At 72.0% G+C, this 15851-nt stretch carries 20 protein-coding genes and 1 riboswitch; of the genes, 11 read left to right on the top strand and 9 right to left on the bottom strand.

Annotation, left to right across the window (positions count from 1 at the left end; translation table 11 throughout):
- Nucleotide 1: 1 nt before the first annotated feature.
- The 4 genes from LMU33_RS03060 to LMU33_RS03045 all read right to left on the bottom strand — a co-directional run bounded on the left by LMU33_RS03060 (nt 2) and on the right by LMU33_RS03045 (nt 2847).
- Nucleotides 2-1723, bottom strand: coding sequence for an urease subunit alpha (locus tag LMU33_RS03060; RefSeq protein WP_228617116.1), 1722 nt, complete (start codon nt 1721-1723; stop codon nt 2-4).
- Nucleotides 1716-2027: an urease subunit beta gene (locus LMU33_RS03055; protein ID WP_228617115.1), complete on the bottom strand. Its 312-nt coding sequence runs from the start codon at nt 2025-2027 to the stop codon at nt 1716-1718. The genes LMU33_RS03060 and LMU33_RS03055 overlap by 8 nt, the downstream gene beginning before the upstream one ends.
- Nucleotides 2028-2038: 11 nt before the next feature.
- Nucleotides 2039-2341, bottom strand: a complete 303-nt coding sequence (locus LMU33_RS03050) for an urease subunit gamma (protein ID WP_228617113.1) — start codon at nt 2339-2341, stop codon at nt 2039-2041.
- A 227-nt stretch (nt 2342-2568) separates the two neighbouring features.
- Nucleotides 2569-2847, bottom strand: a complete 279-nt coding sequence (locus LMU33_RS03045; protein WP_228617111.1) for a type II toxin-antitoxin system Phd/YefM family antitoxin — start codon at nt 2845-2847, stop codon at nt 2569-2571.
- Nucleotides 2848-2933: 86 nt separating this feature from the next.
- Here LMU33_RS03045 and LMU33_RS03040 point away from each other — a divergent pair, with 86 nt between their 5' ends.
- The 3 genes from LMU33_RS03040 to LMU33_RS03030 all read left to right on the top strand — a co-directional run bounded on the left by LMU33_RS03040 (nt 2934) and on the right by LMU33_RS03030 (nt 4932).
- Nucleotides 2934-3569 (top strand): ATP-dependent Clp protease proteolytic subunit, encoded by a 636-nt coding sequence (locus tag LMU33_RS03040; RefSeq protein WP_228617110.1) that lies wholly within the window; start codon nt 2934-2936, stop codon nt 3567-3569.
- Between the two features lie 7 nt (nt 3570-3576).
- The gene (locus LMU33_RS03035) at nt 3577-3882 is read left to right on the top strand and encodes a hypothetical protein (protein ID WP_228617108.1); all 306 of its coding nucleotides are present in this window, start codon (nt 3577-3579) and stop codon (nt 3880-3882) included.
- A gap of 419 nt (nt 3883-4301) precedes the next feature.
- Nucleotides 4302-4455: riboswitch (cyclic di-AMP (ydaO/yuaA leader) on the top strand.
- 3 nt (nt 4456-4458) lie between these two features.
- On the top strand, nt 4459-4932 hold the full coding sequence (locus LMU33_RS03030; RefSeq protein WP_228617106.1) for a C40 family peptidase: 474 nt from the start codon (nt 4459-4461) through the stop codon (nt 4930-4932).
- Between the two features lie 222 nt (nt 4933-5154).
- Here LMU33_RS03030 and LMU33_RS03025 read toward each other — a convergent pair whose 3' ends face one another.
- Nucleotides 5155-5772, bottom strand: a complete 618-nt coding sequence (locus tag LMU33_RS03025; protein WP_228617105.1) for a LysE family translocator — start codon at nt 5770-5772, stop codon at nt 5155-5157.
- 93 nt (nt 5773-5865) lie between these two features.
- Here LMU33_RS03025 and LMU33_RS03020 point away from each other — a divergent pair, with 93 nt between their 5' ends.
- Complete coding sequence (locus LMU33_RS03020) at nt 5866-6789, top strand: LysR family transcriptional regulator (protein WP_228617103.1); 924 nt, start codon at nt 5866-5868, stop codon at nt 6787-6789.
- Nucleotides 6790-7581: 792 nt separating this feature from the next.
- Here the strand turns inward: LMU33_RS03020 and LMU33_RS03015 are convergent.
- Entirely contained in the window at nt 7582-8040 is a 459-nt protein-coding gene (locus LMU33_RS03015) for an ATP-binding protein (protein WP_228617101.1), read from the bottom strand.
- A 213-nt stretch (nt 8041-8253) separates the two neighbouring features.
- Here LMU33_RS03015 and LMU33_RS03010 point away from each other — a divergent pair, with 213 nt between their 5' ends.
- Both LMU33_RS03010 and LMU33_RS03005 read left to right on the top strand, forming a co-directional pair.
- The gene (locus LMU33_RS03010; protein ID WP_228617100.1) at nt 8254-9114 is read left to right on the top strand and encodes a helix-turn-helix domain-containing protein; all 861 of its coding nucleotides are present in this window, start codon (nt 8254-8256) and stop codon (nt 9112-9114) included.
- A 9-nt stretch (nt 9115-9123) separates the two neighbouring features.
- Entirely contained in the window at nt 9124-9345 is a 222-nt protein-coding gene (locus tag LMU33_RS03005; protein ID WP_228617098.1) for a DUF397 domain-containing protein, read from the top strand.
- A 42-nt stretch (nt 9346-9387) separates the two neighbouring features.
- Here LMU33_RS03005 and LMU33_RS03000 read toward each other — a convergent pair whose 3' ends face one another.
- Nucleotides 9388-10515 (bottom strand): 8-amino-7-oxononanoate synthase, encoded by a 1128-nt coding sequence (locus tag LMU33_RS03000; RefSeq protein WP_228617096.1) that lies wholly within the window; start codon nt 10513-10515, stop codon nt 9388-9390.
- A gap of 147 nt (nt 10516-10662) precedes the next feature.
- On the opposite strand from LMU33_RS03000, the gene bioB reads away from it, so the two are divergent.
- The 5 genes from bioB to LMU33_RS02975 all read left to right on the top strand — a co-directional run bounded on the left by bioB (nt 10663) and on the right by LMU33_RS02975 (nt 15097).
- A complete protein-coding gene (gene bioB / locus LMU33_RS02995; RefSeq protein WP_228617095.1) occupies nt 10663-11862 on the top strand; it encodes a biotin synthase BioB in 1200 nt (399 codons plus the stop codon).
- Nucleotides 11855-13144 (top strand): adenosylmethionine--8-amino-7-oxononanoate transaminase, encoded by a 1290-nt coding sequence (locus LMU33_RS02990; RefSeq protein WP_228617093.1) that lies wholly within the window; start codon nt 11855-11857, stop codon nt 13142-13144. Before bioB ends, LMU33_RS02990 begins: the two co-directional genes overlap by 8 nt.
- Before the next feature lies 1 nt (nt 13145).
- A complete protein-coding gene (gene bioD / locus LMU33_RS02985) occupies nt 13146-13862 on the top strand; it encodes a dethiobiotin synthase (RefSeq protein WP_228617092.1) in 717 nt (238 codons plus the stop codon).
- A gap of 100 nt (nt 13863-13962) precedes the next feature.
- A complete protein-coding gene (locus LMU33_RS02980; RefSeq protein WP_228617090.1) occupies nt 13963-14316 on the top strand; it encodes a VOC family protein in 354 nt (117 codons plus the stop codon).
- A 91-nt stretch (nt 14317-14407) separates the two neighbouring features.
- Entirely contained in the window at nt 14408-15097 is a 690-nt protein-coding gene (locus LMU33_RS02975; protein ID WP_228617089.1) for a class I SAM-dependent methyltransferase, read from the top strand.
- A 53-nt stretch (nt 15098-15150) separates the two neighbouring features.
- Here the strand turns inward: LMU33_RS02975 and LMU33_RS02970 are convergent, their stop codons facing one another.
- Both LMU33_RS02970 and LMU33_RS02965 read right to left on the bottom strand, forming a co-directional pair.
- Nucleotides 15151-15525: a fic family toxin-antitoxin system, toxin component gene (locus LMU33_RS02970; RefSeq protein ID WP_228617087.1), complete on the bottom strand. Its 375-nt coding sequence runs from the start codon at nt 15523-15525 to the stop codon at nt 15151-15153.
- A gap of 4 nt (nt 15526-15529) precedes the next feature.
- Entirely contained in the window at nt 15530-15775 is a 246-nt protein-coding gene (locus LMU33_RS02965; protein WP_228617085.1) for a toxin-antitoxin system HicB family antitoxin, read from the bottom strand.
- Nucleotides 15776-15851 lie beyond the last annotated feature (76 nt).

Below are 15851 nucleotides of genomic sequence, written 5' to 3'. Positions count from 1 at the left end.
ATCAGAAGAGGAAGTAGCGCTGGGCCATGGGCAGTTCGGCGGCCGGGCTCGCCTCCACCAGCTCGCCGTCGATGTGCACGGCGAAGCTGTCGGGGTCGATCCGGACGTCGGGCCGGGCGTCGTTCTCACGCATGTCGGCCTTGGTCACCGCGCGCGTGGACGTGATCGCCGCGAACCGCTTGCCGAGCCCGAGCCGCTCCGGCAGACCGTCCTCGATCGCCGACGGGGCCACGAAGTTGAGCGAGTTGGCGGCCGGGGCGCGGCCGATCGCGCCGTACATCGGGCGGGGCAGGATCGGCTGCGGCGTGGGGATGGAGGCGTTGGCGTCGCCCATCTGCGCGTAGGCGATCTGCCCGCCCTTGAGCACGAGCTGCGGCTTCACCCCGAAGAACGCGGGCTCCCACAGCACCAGGTCGGCGAGTTTGCCGGTCTCGACCGAGCCGATCTCGGCGGCGAGGCCCTGGGCGAGCGCGGGGTTGATCGTGTATTTGGCGACATAGCGACGCACGCGGTGGTTGTCCGCGCGTCCGTCACCGGGCAGTGCCCCGCGCCTGCGCTTCATCACATGGGCGGTCTGCCAGGTGCGCAGGATGACCTCGCCGACCCGGCCCATGGCCTGGGAGTCGGAGGAGATGATCGAGATCGCGCCGAGGTCGTGCAGGACGTCCTCCGCGCCGATGGTGGACGGCCGGATCCTGGACTCGGCGAACGCCAGGTCCTCGGGGACGGCGGAGTTGAGGTGGTGGCACACCATCAGCATGTCGAGGTGTTCCTCGGCGGTGTTGACGGTGTAGGGCCGGGTCGGGTTGGTGGAGCTGGGCAGCACGTTGGGCTGCGAGACCACGGTCATGATGTCCGGCGCGTGCCCGCCGCCGGCGCCCTCGGTGTGGTACGAGTGGATGCCCCTGCCCGCGATCGCGGCGAGGGTGTCGCCGACGAAACCGGCCTCGTTCAGGGTGTCGGTGTGGATGGCGACCTGGATGCCCGTGCGGTCGGCGACGGTGAGCGCGGCGTCGATGACGGCCGGGGTGGAGCCCCAGTCCTCGTGCAGCTTCAGGCCGGCCGCGCCGCCGCGGATCTGGGAGAGCATCGCCTCGTGCGAGACGGTGTTGCCCTTGCCGAGGAAGCCGACGTTGACCGGGTAGGCCTCCATCGCCTCGAACATCCGGGCGAGGTGCCAGGGGCCGGGCGTGACGGTGGTGGCCTTGGAGCCCTCGGCGGGGCCGGTGCCGCCGCCGACCAGGGTGGTGATGCCGGAGGCCAGCGCCTCGTCGGCGATCTGGGGGCAGATGAAGTGGACGTGCGCGTCGATGGCGCCGGCGGTGAGGATCCGCCCGTTGCCCGCGATGATCTCGGTCTCGGGTCCGATGACCAGGTCGGGGTGGACACCGTCCATGGTGTCCGGGTTGCCGGCCTTGCCGATGGCCGTGATCCGGCCGTCGCGGATGCCGATGTCGGCCTTGACGACGCCCCAGTGGTCGACGACGACGGCACCGGTGATCACTGTGTCGGGCGTGCCCTCGGCCCGGGTGGCGCGGGACTGGCCCATGGACTCGCGGATGACCTTGCCGCCGCCGAACACCGCCTCGTCGCCGGAGGCACCGGGTCCGCCGGAGCGGTCCTCCTCGATCTCGATCAGCAGGTCGGTGTCGGCGAGCCGGATGCGGTCACCGGTGGTCGGCCCGAACAGGTCGGCGTAGGCGCCGCGGGAGATCTCAGGCATCGAGGGCACCTCCGGTCTCCCCGCGCAGCCCCGGCACGATCCGGGCACCGGCGAGGGGCACGAGCTCGACGTCGACCGGAATGCCGGGCTCGAAGCGCACGGCGGTGCCGGCGGCGACGTTCAGCCGCTTGCCGCGGGCCGCGGCGCGGTCGAACTCCAGGCCGGGGTTGGCCTCGGCGAAGTGGTAGTGGGAGCCGACCTGGACCGGCCGGTCGGCGGCGTTGAGGACGGTGAGGCGGGTGACCTCGCGGCCCTCGTTGACGAGGACGGGGCCGTCCGCGAACAGGATCTCTCCGGGAATCATCGCGGCCCCCCTCAGATGATCGGGTCGTGGACGGTGACGAGCTTGGTGCCGTCCGGGAAGGTGGCCTCGACCTGGACGTCGTGGATCATCTCGGGGATCCCGTCCATGACGTCGTCCCTGGTGAGGAGCTTGCGGCCGGAGGACATGAGCTCGGCGACCGTACGGCCGTCACGCGCGCCCTCGAGGATGTGCGACGTGATGAGGGCGACCGCTTCCGGGTGGTTGAGCCGGAGCCCGCGCGCCCTGCGTTTCTCGGCCACGTCGGCCGCCACGTGGATCAGCAGCCTCTCTTGCTCGTGCGGGGTCAGTTGCACGTCCCACCTCACAGTCCTTGCTCCGGACCGTGCGGGGTCCGGTTGCCGCAGCCATCACGACGGGGATAGGTGTAACACACAGACAAATCCCCGGATCGTCCTCAATCCGGGCAGGAGAACCCCTGATGGCGTGGACCGGCAGGCTAGAACGCCGGAGTTTCAGCGACGTTAACCAGACCTTGATCCACCGATGACCGCGCGGCGGGGCCGGCGATACGCGGCGCGGCTCAGGACACGCCGGGACCGCGGTGCTCGGCGGCGATTCCGAACCGCCGCTGTTCACGCGCGGCGGAACCGGCCTCACGGACACCCGAGACCGAACTGACGACCTGCTCCTCGGCCGGCTCCCCGAGTGCGTCCAGCCGCTCCAGGTCGGCGGCCGAGACCAGCGCGACCAGCGGCTTGCCGTGCCGTGTCACGACGACGCGCTCACCGCCGTACACGACGCGGTTGATCAGGTCGGCGAGCTCAGCCCTGGCTTGCGTCACCGGAATCTCGTAGGCCATACCCCCATCATAACGTCACGTACGTCCTGTACATTTTTTACAGAAGCCGAGCCCGTCGGAGGCCGTGCGATGAGAAGGGGTGCCCCATGTCCCGAGCGTCTGCCCGTCATGTCCTGCCCGAGTTCACCGAGCGCACCGGCGGCGGTGTCCGCACGCTCGACCCCTACGGCAAGCTCTTCGAGGACCGGATCGTCTTCCTCGGCACCCCGCTGGACGACGCGGCCGCGAACGACGTGATGGCGCAGTTCATGTACCTCGAACACGCCGCCCCCGAGCGGGACATCACGCTGTACGTCAACTCCCCGGGCGGCGCGTTCAGCGCGCTGACGGCGATCTACGACACGATGCGGTACGTCAGTTGCGACGTGGCGACCTACTGCCTGGGCCAGGCCGCCTCCCACGCCGCGTTGCTGCTCGCGGCCGGCACGCCGGGCAAGCGGTTCACCCTGCCCGGCGCGCGCATGGTGCTCTCCCAGCCCCGGCTCGCCGAGCCGGTACAGGGCCAGACCAACGACCTGCTCATCCAGGCCGAGGAGTTGGCCCGGGTCCGCGCGCTGACCGAGGAGATGCTGGTACGGCACACCGGGCGCACCACCGAGCAGGTGCACCGCGACCTGGAGCGGGACTTGGTCCTGGGCGGCCCCGCGGCGGTGGACTACGGCCTGGTGGACGCCGTCGTGCCCGGCCGGCGGAGCACCCCCGGCGCACCGGACGCGAGGTGAGCCGCCGATGCTGCCGGACCTGCCGCCGCTGCCCGCACTGACGCGTGCCGAGGGCGATCTGATCGATCGTTACCTGGAGGCCGCCGACCTGCTGGGCCGCGTCAATCCCGCGCACGGCGGGGACACCTATCGCGGGCTGCGGGCCGCCCAGGCCCTCGTGCGCAAGGCCGCAGAGCTGCGTGACGCCCTCGCGTTGATGCACCAGCGAGGCGAGACGGAGCTGCACGGGGACACGCTGGCACGGGCTTTGCGCGTGCTGGACGGTGACCGCCGTACCGCGCGCGTCGCGCTCCCGCCCGACGGCGTCGGCTGATCCGGACGCCGGACCAGCCGTACGGGACCCGGATGTCGACAGGCGCCGTTCGGGACGGACTTGAAACGACCCGAACGATGTACCGCCGACCGGTGTATATCCAGATCGTTCTCGGGGCCTTTCGACTTGCGCTCCACGCGGGTTCGCCGTTCACGGGAAAGCGCTTAGCCCCAGGTCCGGGGCTACGTCAGGGACCTGACGACGTTTCGAGCGGAACACTGTCCACCCGAACGGGTGAGTGGTGAGTAACGCCACAAATCCCCTCAGGTATTGGGATTTTCGGACCGGTGTGCGTGAAGATCCCTGACTGACGACAAGCCCCCGCCACCGCGGCGGGGCGGTCCGGGCGGACGCCGAGTCCTGCCGCCGCCCGGACGACCGGTCGACAGGAGTGGATCGGCAGGAGTGGAGGACCCGAGCAAGACGGGTCGCCGGAACGGATGTTCGTCTGTTCACCGCAGACGGCCGGAGGTTCCGAGCAGCCCTTGGGGTGAAGCCGCGGCAACGCGGCCGGGCAACTTCGCCAGCCCGAATCCGACAGGTCATCCTTCACAGGCGGCTGACGAAGGGTTGCGCATGACTGCGCCAAATCGTGTCCCGTCGCTCATGGCCCGGGCCGGCACGGCCTCGGCCCTCACCCTCGCCGCCGTCGGCGGCTCGATCGCGGTCCCCGGTCTCGCCACCGATGCCTCGGCCGCGGCTCTCGCGACAAAAGCACTGCAGGTCGCGGCCTCCAAGAAGGGGTCCCCGTACCAGTACGGGGCCACCGGGCCGCGCAGGTTCGACTGCTCGGGGCTGACGCTCTACTCGTTCAAGAAGGCGGGCAAGACCCTGCCGCGTACCGCCGCCCAGCAGTACAACAAGACGCACCACATCTCCTCCGGCCAACGCAAGGCCGGTGACCTGGTGTTCTTCCACTCGGGTTCCTACGTCTACCACGTCGGCATCTACGCCGGGCACGGGAAGATCTGGCATGCGCCGAGGACCGGGGACGTGGTGCGGCTCCAGAAGATCTGGACCAACAGCGTCTGGTACGGCCGGGTCAGCTGACCCGGTCTGCTACGGCGCCGCCGGCCGACCGGTCTGCCGTGGCAGGTTTGGTTGACCGGTCGGCCGTAGCAGCTTGGTTGACCGGTCCGCTGTGGCGGGTTCGGTTGACCGGTCCGCTGTGGCAGGGCCGGCTGACCGATCTGCCGTGGCGGGTTCGGTCGACCGATCCGCCGTGGCGGGGTCGGTCGGCCTGCCTGCTGTGGCAGGCCGGCTGACCCGCCGTCAGCGCAGGAGCGGCTCCAGCAGCAGGGCCGCTCCCAGCACCGTCAGGGCCACCCCGGTGCCCGCCTGGAGCCCACGGGCGGCCCGGGGCCGGCGCAGCCATCTGCCCAGCCGGTCGACCAGCAGCGCGACCGCCTGGAACCACGCCAGCGCCAGCGCGCACACGATGAGCGCGAGCAGCAGTGTCCGGGGCAGTGCGGGGCTCCCGGCGGGCACGAACTGCGGCAGCAGGCTGAGGAAGGTCAGCGAGGCCTTCGGGTTGAGGACGTTGGTGACAAAGCCCTGCCGGAGCGGATGCGCGGGCTCGGGCGTCTTCTCCTCGGACGCCGGGACGGCCCCCCGCAGCGACCACAGCGTGCGCACCCCGAGCTGCAGCACATAGGCGCCGCCCAGCAGCTGCAAGGCCCGGAACAGCGCGGGCACGGCCACCAGCACGGCCGCGACACCGGCCACCGCCAGGGCGGTGTGCACCAGGAGTCCGCCCGCGATGCCGAGTGCGCAGACGGCGCCGGCCCGGCGCGAGACCAGCGCGTTGCGTACGACCACGGTGAAGTCGGCGCCCGGCATGGCGACCAGTCCGGCGGCGATCCCGGTGAAGGCGATGAGCTGTCCGTCCATGCGCCCAGACTGCCCCGGCGAAGCCTTCAGCAGGTATTTCGGCTTTCCTGGGTAAGCCTTAAGCATTGCTTCAGGCTGACTTATCCTGAACCCGTGTACGACCCGACCCGGCTGGCCGCGCTGGTGGCCGTCGCGGAGGCAGGCTCGATCACCCGGGCCGCCGACCGCCTCGGCTACACACCGCCCGCCCTGTCCCAGCAGCTGGCCAAGCTGGAGCGGGAGGCGGGTACCGCGCTGCTGGTCCGGCACCACCGCGGGGCCCGGCTGACCGAGGCGGGCGAGGTGCTGGTGGCGCGGGCCCGGCGAGTGCTGGACGAGTTGGAGCGGGCCCGGCACGAACTGGCCCGGCTGACCGGTCTCACCGGCGGCGCGCTGCGGCTCGGCACCTTCCCGACCGCCGGGGTGCATCTGCTGCCGCCGGCGCTGAGCGCGTTCCGCCGGGCGCATCCGGACGTGACGCTGTCGGTCGCGGACTACGACCCGCCGACCGGCGTCACCGCCGTAGCGGCCGGCGACGTGGACCTGGCCCTGACCCACACCTACCACCCCGCCGAGCCCTCCCCCGTGCCGTCCTCGGTACGTCTGGAGCCGATCCTGGTGGACGAACTGGTGCTGGTGACCGCGCCCGGGCACGCCCTGAGCAGCACCGCGTCCCGGCTGCCCCTGGCGGAGCTGGCCGGCCAGCCGCTGATCAGCATGGCCCCGCACCATCCGGCCCGCCGGGACATCGAGGCCCTGCTGTCCGACGCGGGCGCCACACCGGCCCTGCTGGTCCCGACCCCCGGGTACGCCGTGGTCTGCGCCCTCGTCAGCGCCGGACTCGGCGTGGCCGTCGTCCCCGAGATGGTGGCCCGCACGGCATCCACACCGGTCGGAGTGCGTCCCCTGGAGGGGGGCCGCCTGCACCGCACGATCTCGGTGGCCTACCGCCCCGCCGAATCCGCACCGGCGGCGGACGCCTTCCGCGCACTGCTACGGGGGGCTTTCGGCCGGGCGGGACGATCACAGGGGGCTTGAGCGCCCAGTACGCCATCCAGGGGCAACGACGTCCATCCCCGCCGCGGGCGCACAGCAGCGCTCTGCAAGGGCCCGGCTACGGCTGACTCGGCCCGGAGCACGACCTCCCCGCCCTCGAGGTCTGCTACGGCGTCCTGCGGGGGGCGCGTCCGGCTGGTGCGGCCCTCGGTGGCTTGGCCCCGTCTGGCTGGTCCGGCCCGCAGAGGCTCGGGCACCGCCAGGGCCAGCCGTCGACACGCCTTACCAGCGGCCACAACGGCCGCTGCCCGCAGCGGACGAACCCACGCCGGCCACCAACGCCGTCCGAGCACCGCCTCGGCCCGCTCCAGCGGCGCGCACCGAGCGAACCGCGGAACACCGGGCACCGGGCACCGGTACGCCTCTCCCCGGCTACGGCCACCTCGCCCACAGCAAAGGCTCGAGTCGCAGCGGTTGCCGCCCAGCACGCCGTCCCCGCCCCCCCCACCGACCGGCCCCGTCCCCGCGCCTGAACTCCCCGCCCCTTCCTCACCCGGCCCCGACGCCGCCAACCCGCGCCCCAGAGCCCGCCGTGGCCGACCAGTCGCCCTCAGCCCTCCGCCGGCACCCGCCCCGTCGTCCCGGACGGCCCATCCGCCCCGGCATCCCACACCACCGGCATCCTCTCCTCCTCGCCGCCCATAGGGTCGTCGCCACCGATGCCCCTCGCACCTGCCCCTTCGCCACCCCAAGCTCTCCCGCGCCCCAAGCTCCCGACCAGAACTCGAAGCGCCCCGGAAAGCGCGCCCAGCCCACCGGGCCCCGCCCGGAGGGCTACGGTTCCTGTGAGCCCGCCGCCGGGACCGGCTCGGGCGGGAGGATCCAAGGGAGTTCGATGGAGACCGTCTTGCCGCCCTCCCGGGTGGGGCGGACGCGCACCTTGCCGCCGCACTCCGCGGTGAGCCAGCGGATGATGACCATGCCGCGGCCGTTGTCCTGCTGGACGGCGGCGGGCAGTCTCTTCGGAAAGCGCGGATGACTGTCCGTGACGCCGATGCGCAGATGTTCGTCACGGTCCAAAGCGATGTCGACCGTGAAGGTGGGTGACTGACCGAAGGTGTGCTGTACGGCGTTCGTGGCGAGTTCGGAGACGATGAGCCGCACGGTGTCGGCCACGTCGGTGTCCGACGGCAGGCCCCACTCCACGAGCGTGCCCACGACATACGTGCGGGCGGCGGAGACCGAGGCGGGATCGCTCGGCAGAGTGACGGATGCTTCCAGATGGTCTGCCATGGCGACGTCGTCCCTTTCCGGCGGGACCGCAGTCCGACACGGAGCCGGATGGTCGAGTACGGTCCCGGACTGGTGCTCGCTCGTCAGACTGCCATCACGGGACCGGTCACGGGGAGCGATCCACCAAGATGTGCATATATCTGTCGCCCAAAGCGGTGAACTCTACGACGCGAGACCGTATTTGGGCGGCCCGGAAGGAGTAAGGAGGAGCCCATGCAGAACGGGCCGGCAGTGCGCCGCCGCAAACTGGGCGCCGAACTGCGCACGCTGCGTACCGGTGCGGGGCTCACGAGCGGTGAGGCGGCCCGGCTGGTCGGCTGGCACCAGTCGAAGGTCAGCCGAATCGAGACCGGTGCCAGTGGTGTGAAGCCGGCCGATGTGCGCTTACTTCTCGACGCCTACGAGGTGCGGGACCGGCAACTGCGCGAACTGCTGCTGATGCTGGCGGGTTCCGAGGGGACGGGCGACCGGCACTGCTGGTGGCACGCCTATCGCGGGGTGCTGCCGCCCACGTACCGGGACTTCATCAGCCTGGAGTCGCAGGCGTGCACGATGCGCACCCTGGAGACCACGGTCGTACCCGGCCTGCTGCAGACGCCCGAGTACGCCCGCGCGGTGACCCGGGCGGCCGTGAAGGACCTGGACGAGGAGGGCCTGGACGCACTGGTGGAGGTGCGGTTGGCCAGGCAGGACGTGCTCCGCGCCCACCCGCCGCTGGTGCTGAGCGCGGTGCTGGACGAGGCGGTGCTGCGGCGCGAGGTCGGCGGGCCCGAGGTGATGGCCCGGCAGCTGGAGCGGCTGACGGAGGCGGCCCGGCTGCCCCAAGTCCGGCTCCAGGTACTGCCGTTCGGTGCCGGAGCGCATGTCGGCCTCACCGGGCCTTTCGTTATCTTCTCATTTCCGAGTACTTCTGATCTGGACGTGGTTGTTCTTGACCAGTTGACGAGTAGCCTCTACCTGGAGCGGAAAGAAGACCTCATGGCCTACTCGGAGGCCTTCGACACCCTTCGGATGCACGCCCTTTCACCCGAGGAAACGTTGGACTACATCGCCGGGATAGGTGACGGCGCGTAAGGAGGCACCATGTCAGCACTGCCTCGGAACGTCCCTGCCAGTACTGACCTGCACGACGTGCGCTGGCTGCGCAGCAGCCACAGCACGGGAGCCAACAACTGCGTGGAGACGGCCCGGCCGCGCTCCGGCCCCGGGGCCGGACTGCTCGCCGTGCGCGACTCCAAGAACCCGGCCGGACCCGCGCTGCTCTTCTCCGCCGCGAGCTGGACCGGATTCCTCACCACCCTCTGACCGAAGTCGACCGCGCGCGAAGCACGGCCGTGTCACGCCGACTCATGGTCGCGTTTCGCCGATCACACGTACAGCGCGTTCGATCTCGGCCCCGGACAGGTCCGCGCGGGCGGTCAGCCGCAGCCGTGAGATGCCGTCGGGCACGGAAGGAGGACGGAAGCAGCCCACGGCCAGCCCCGCGGTACGGCAGTCGGCCGCCCAGCGCACCGCCTGCTCCGGGGACGGAGCCCGCACGGAGACCACCGCGGCGTCCGGGCGCACCGCGTCCAGGCCCGCGGCGGTCAGCCGTGTGTGCAGGTCCGCGGCCACCGCACGGGCACGCGCCGCGCGCTCCGGTTCGCGGACGAGCAGCCGCAGTGCGGCGAGCGCCGCGCCGGCCGCCGCCGGGGCGAGGCCCGTGTCGAAGATGAAGGTCCGGGCCGCGTTGACCAGATGGTCGATCACCCGCGCCGGGCCGAGCACCACCCCGCCCTGACTGCCCAGCGACTTGGACAGGGTGGCCGTGACCACCACGTCCGCGGAGCCCGCGAGACCGGCCGCGTACGGCGCGCCCCGGCCGCCGTCGCCCAGCACCCCGAGCCCGTGCGCGTCGTCCACGACCAGTCCCGCGCCGTGCTCCCGGCACGCCTCGGCCAGCTCGGCCAGCGGCGCCCGGTCGCCGTCCACCGAGAACACGGTGTCGGACACGACGATCGCCGGCCCCTGATGGCCGGCCAGAGCCTTGCGCACCGCCTCGGGATCGGCGTGCCCGACGACCTGCCGCTCAGCCCGGGCGAGCCGGCAGCCGTCGATGAGGGAGGCGTGGTTGCCCGCGTCGGAGACGATGAGCGAGCCGTGCGGACCGAGCGCGGTGACCGCGGCCAGGTTTGCGGCGTAACCGGAGGAGAAGACCAGCGCCGCCTCGAAGCCGCAGAAGGCGGCCAGCTCGCGCTCCAGCTCGGTGTGCAGTTCGGTGGTGCCGGTGACGAGCCGGGAGCCGGTCGAGCCGCCGCCCCAGGTCCGGGCGGCCCGGGCGGCCCCCTCGGTGACCTCGGGGTGGTGGGCGAGGCCCAGGTAGTCGTTGCTCGCCAGGTCCAGCAGGGCTGAGTCGGCGGGGCGCGGGCGCAGGGTGCGTACGAGTCCGGCGCGGCGGCGCGCCTCGGCCTGCTCGTCGATCCAGCCGAACGCCATGGGTCCTCCGGGGCTTTTGTAGGTAGCGGACAGACCCTAGCGGCACGACCAGCCACCCAGGGTGTGGCAATACCCACACGGTGATCCGTCTCCGTTGTGCAAACTCTCCTTGGCCCGGGGCGGTCCCGTAGGACAGGATCAGGCCTCATGGACCTGCTGAACACGCTGGTGGACAAGGGGCTTCGGCGCGAGCTGCCGACCCGCGAGGAAGCGCTCGCCGTTCTGGCCACCTCCGACGACGACGTGCTCGATGTGGTGGCCGCGGCCGGAAAGGTGCGCCGGCACTGGTTCGGGCGACGCGTGAAACTCAATTATCTGGTGAACCTCAAGTCGGGTCTGTGCCCTGAGGACTGCTCCTACTGCTCCCAGCGGCTCGGCTCGACGGCCGGCATCCTGAAGTACACCTGGCTCAAGCCCGACGAGGCCTCCCAGGCGGCCGCCGCGGGCCTCGCGGGCGGCGCAAAGCGGGTCTGTCTGGTGGCCAGCGGGCGCGGTCCCACGGACCGGGACGTGGACCGGGTCTCGGAGACCATCCGGACCATCAAGGAGCAGAACGAGCAAGTCGAGGTGTGCGCCTGCCTCGGCCTGCTCTCCGACGGCCAGGCCGAGCGGTTGCGCGAGGCGGGCGCGGACGCCTACAACCACAATCTCAACACGTCCGAGGGGACGTACGCGGACATCACGACCACGCACACGTACGCCGACCGGGTGGAAACAGTGCAGAAGGCGCACGCGGCCGGCCTGTCCGCCTGCTCCGGTCTGATCGCGGGCATGGGCGAGAGCGACGAGGACCTGGTCGACGTGGTGTTCTCGCTGCGCGAACTGGACCCGGACTCGGTGCCGGTGAACTTCCTCATCCCCTTCGAGGGCACCCCGCTGGCCAAGGAGTGGAACCTCACCCCGCAGCGCTGTCTGCGGATCCTCGCCATGGTCCGGTTCGTCTGCCCCGACGTGGAGGTCCGGATCGCGGGCGGCCGCGAGGTCCACCTGCGCACGATGCAGCCGCTCGCGCTGCACCTGGCCAACTCCATCTTCCTCGGCGACTACCTGACCAGCGAGGGCCAGGCCGGCAAGGCCGACCTGGAGATGATCGCGGACGCCGGGTTCGAGGTGGAGGGCGCCGGCGAGGTGACGCTGCCGGAGCACCGGGTCGAGGCCGCGGCCGGCTGCGGATCGGTCTGCGGCTCGCACCAGGGCTGCGGCTCGCACGAGGGCACGGGCGCGTGCGGCCACGAGGGCGGGGACCTGGGCGGTACGGCGGCCGCGCCCGCCACGCAGGAGCCGCGCACCGACCTGGTGGCCGTGCGTCGCCGGGGCGCCGGAACGGACCTCGCGCCCAATGCCTGATCTGCCCGGCCTGAGCGTCCCCGAGCTGCTGGAGCTGGACCGACGGCATGTGTGGCATCCGTACGGCCCGATGCCCGGACGTGCCGAACCACTCGTCGTGGAGTCGGCGAGCGGGGTCCGGCTGCGGCTCGCCGACGGCTCGGCCGAGCTGGTGGACGGCATGTCCTCCTGGTGGTCGGCGATCCACGGCTACAACCACCCGGTCCTCAACGAGGCGGCCCACGACCAGCTCGGGCGGATGAGCCATGTGATGTTCGGCGGGCTCACGCACGAGCCCGCCGTACGGCTCGCGAAGCACCTTGTCGACATGTCACCAAAGGACCTGGAGCACGTGTTCCTGGCCGACTCCGGTTCGGTGTCGGTCGAGGTCGCGGTGAAGATGTGCCTGCAGTACTGGCGCTCCCTCGGCCGGCCCGGCAAGCAGCGGCTGCTGACCTGGCGGGGCGGCTACCACGGCGACACCTGGAACCCGATGTCGGTGTGCGACCCCGAGGGCGGGATGCACGCGCTGTGGTCGGGCGTGCTGCCGCACCAGTTGTTCGCCGACGCACCGCCGACCGAGTACGAGGAGTCGTACGCCGACCATCTGCGCGCACTGATCGGCCGCCACGCGGAGGAGCTGGCCGCGGTGATCGTGGAGCCGGTGGTGCAGGGCGCGGGCGGGATGCGCTTCCACTCGCCCGCGTACCTCCGGGTGCTGCGCGAGGCCTGCGACGCGCACGACGTGCTGCTCGTCTTCGACGAGATCGCGACCGGCTTCGGCCGTACCGGCGCGCTGTTCGCGGCTGAGCACGCGGACGTCACCCCGGACGTGATGTGTGTGGGCAAGGCGCTGACCGGCGGCTATCTGACGCTGGCGGCCACGCTGTGCACCGCGCGGGTCGCCGACGGCATCTCGCGGGGCGAGGTGCCGGTGCTCGCGCACGGACCGACGTTCATGGGCAACCCGCTGGCGGCGGCCGTGGCCTGCGCGTCCATCGAACTGCTGCTGGGCCAGGACTGGCGGGCGGAGGTCAAACGCATCGAGGCGGGCCTGTGGGAGGGCCTGTCGCCGGCTCGCGAGCTGCCCGGCGTCCGCGACGTCCGCGTCCTCGGGGCGATCGGCGTCGTCCAGCTCGGCCACGAGGTGGACATGGCCGCGGCGACCGCGGCCGCCGTGCGGGAGGGCGTGTGGCTGCGCCCGTTCCGCGACCTGATCTACACGATGCCGCCGTACATCACCTCGGACGAGGATGTGGCAAGGATCGCGCGCGCGGTGTGCGCCGCGGCGCGGGAGGGATGACATGCCGGTACTGGTGATCACGGGCACGGGTACGGAGGTCGGCAAGACCGTCACCACCGCCGCCGTCGCCGCCGCGGCGCTCGCGGCCGGGCGCTCGGTGGCCGTGCTGAAGGCCGCACAGACGGGTGTACGGCCGGACGAGCGCGGGGACGCCGACGAGGTCGCGCGGCTCGCGGGGCCCGTCACGGCCACCGAACTGGCCCGCTATCCCGAGCCGTTGGCGCCCGGCACGGCGGCCCGCCGAGCGGGCATGGCGCCGGTCCACCCGCACGAGGTGGCCGACCGGGCGGCCAAGCTGGCCGCCGAGCACGATCTGGTGCTGGTCGAGGGGGCGGGTGGGCTGCTCGTCCGCTTCGACGCGGCCGGCGGCACACTGGCCGACGCGGCCGCGCTGCTCGGCGCACCGGTGCTGGTGGTCGCCCAGGCGGGCCTGGGCACCCTCAACACGACCGAGCTGACGGCGCTCGAACTGCGCCGGCGGAACCTGGAGTTGGCCGGCGTGGTGATCGGCAGCTGGCCCGACTGCCCCGACCTCGCCACCCGCTGCAACGTCACGGACCTGCCGGAGGTCGCGGCGGCCCCCCTGCTGGGCGCGATCCCCTCCGGGGCGGGTGCGCTGCCGCCCCCCGGCTTCCGCAGGGCGGCACCGGAGTGGCTGGCCCCCCGCCTGGACGGCACATGGGACGCGGAGGCGTTCCGGGTACGGGTGACGCCGTAGACCGGGACGGTGTACGGGACCGGTGCCGGGCAGCACCGGATCCCGGCCCGTCCCACGCCGTCGGCCGACCTTCCGACCGCCGTCCTGGCAAGATGGCGGCATGGAACGTGTGCTTGGAATCGGCGGCTACTTCATGCGGGCTGCCGACCCGGCTGCCCTGAGCGCCTGGTACCGCGACTGCCTGGGCCTGGACGCCGACGAGAACGGTCTGTGGCGCCAGGGAGCCGGGCCGACGGTGTTCGCGACGTTCGAGTCCGAGACCGGCTACTTCGGGTCCCGCGACCAGCAGACCATGCTCAACTTCCGGGTCCGCGACCTGGATGCGATGCTCGCGCAACTGCACGCCAAGGGAGCGGACGTGGCCGAAGAGACGCAGGACATGGAGGGCGTCGGCCGATTCGGCTGGGTCACCGATCCCGAGGGCAATCGGGTCGAGCTGTGGCAGCCCGCCTGACCTCGTCCCCGCGCAGTGGCACACGCGCCGGGGGTGCGGTGGCCTTCTACGGGGGACACTGTTCCTAGGCCGTCCCTCCGGGAGGTTCCCCATGCGGCTGCTGTCCGGCTCCGACAAGGTGGCGCGGAGTCCCGTCCACCACCCCCTGTTCGCCCGCTTCTACGCCCGGTACAGCGTGAGCGCCGAGACCCGGATGGGCATGGCCGGAATACGGCAGCGGCTGCTCGCCGGGCTGTCCGGGCGAGTGATCGAGATCGGCGCGGGCAACGGACTGAACTTCGCGCACTATCCGGGCGCCGTCGCGGAGGTCGTCGCGATCGAACCGGAGCCGCTGCTGCGGCAGTTGGCGCTGGAGTCGGCCCTGCGCGCTCAGGTCCCGGTCGACGTCGTGCCGGGCGCGGCGGAGGCGCTGCCGGTCAAGAGCGAGGCCTTCGACGCGGCCGTACTGTCCCTGGTGCTGTGCAGCGTGCGGGACGTGGCACGCGCGCTGGGCGAGGTCCGACGGGTGCTCAAACCGGGCGGTCAGGTGCGGTTCTTCGAGCACGGCCAGGGCGGCGGCCGCCTGATGACGACGACCCAGCGCACCCTGGACCGGACTCTGTGGCCCACTCTGACCGGCGGCTGTCATCTGGCCCGGCAGCCGGTGGCCGCGCTGCGCGAGGCCGGGTTCACGCTCGGCCCGCAGCGGCAGGTGCTGATGCCGGAGAACGGCCCGGCGCTTCCGTCCTCGTACTGCGCGCTCGGGGTCGCCTGGCGGCCGGACGAGCCGGACGCACGCTGATCACAGGCCTCGCGCAGCAGCCACGGTGACGGGTCCCCGCGCCACGACCGACCTCACAGGCTCCAGCGGCGCAGCTCGCGCGCGATGTCGTCCACGTCGGCCTCGCCCTCCTTCACCAGCCGGGCGAGGTCCCGCACCTGCTCGGGCGAGGTGGCCACCTTCTCGCCGCTGGCGACCAGGTAGGCATAGGCGACCGCCGAGGCGAACAGCGCGTTGGAGCGCTCCAGCGCCGGCAGGTGGATCAGCAGCTGGAGCAGGGATGCGGCCCGGGCGTGCGGGTTGTCGTATACGGGCACGCCGAATATCTCGGCGCGGTGCCGGGCGACGGCGGCGACCAGCGCGCCCCAGTCGGTGACCTGGGGATCCCCGGGCGTCTTCTGTTCGGCGAGCATGAGGAGCCAGGCGAGGTCGATGCTGAGCTCGTTCAAGGGATCAGCGGCCGTCCCCGACGCCGCTGCCGGTCCCGCGGGTCTCGGTGAACTCCTCGGCGAACACGGACTCGTACTGCTTCATGAAGTCGGCGGCGGCCTCGACGAACGTACGGCCGGCCTCGCCGGTGTCCTGTCTGACCAGCTCTTCGATGTAGCGGTTGACGCTGATGCCACGGGCCAGGGCGCGTTCGCGGGCCGCGCGGGCGGTGCCCTCGTCCACGCGCACGTTCAGCTGGGTCTTCGCCATGCCTCGACGCTAGCGCCGCCGTGCTAGCAAAGCAAGGGCGCGCGGAACCGGTGCGCCGGGTCGGCTTGTCGCCTAC

The organism is Streptomyces barringtoniae, assembly GCF_020819595.1.
Taxonomy (GTDB): Bacteria; Actinomycetota; Actinomycetes; order Streptomycetales; family Streptomycetaceae; genus Streptomyces; species Streptomyces barringtoniae.
The sequence above is the reverse complement of the archived record's forward strand: the minus strand, read 5'-3'. Positions and strand labels throughout refer to the sequence as shown.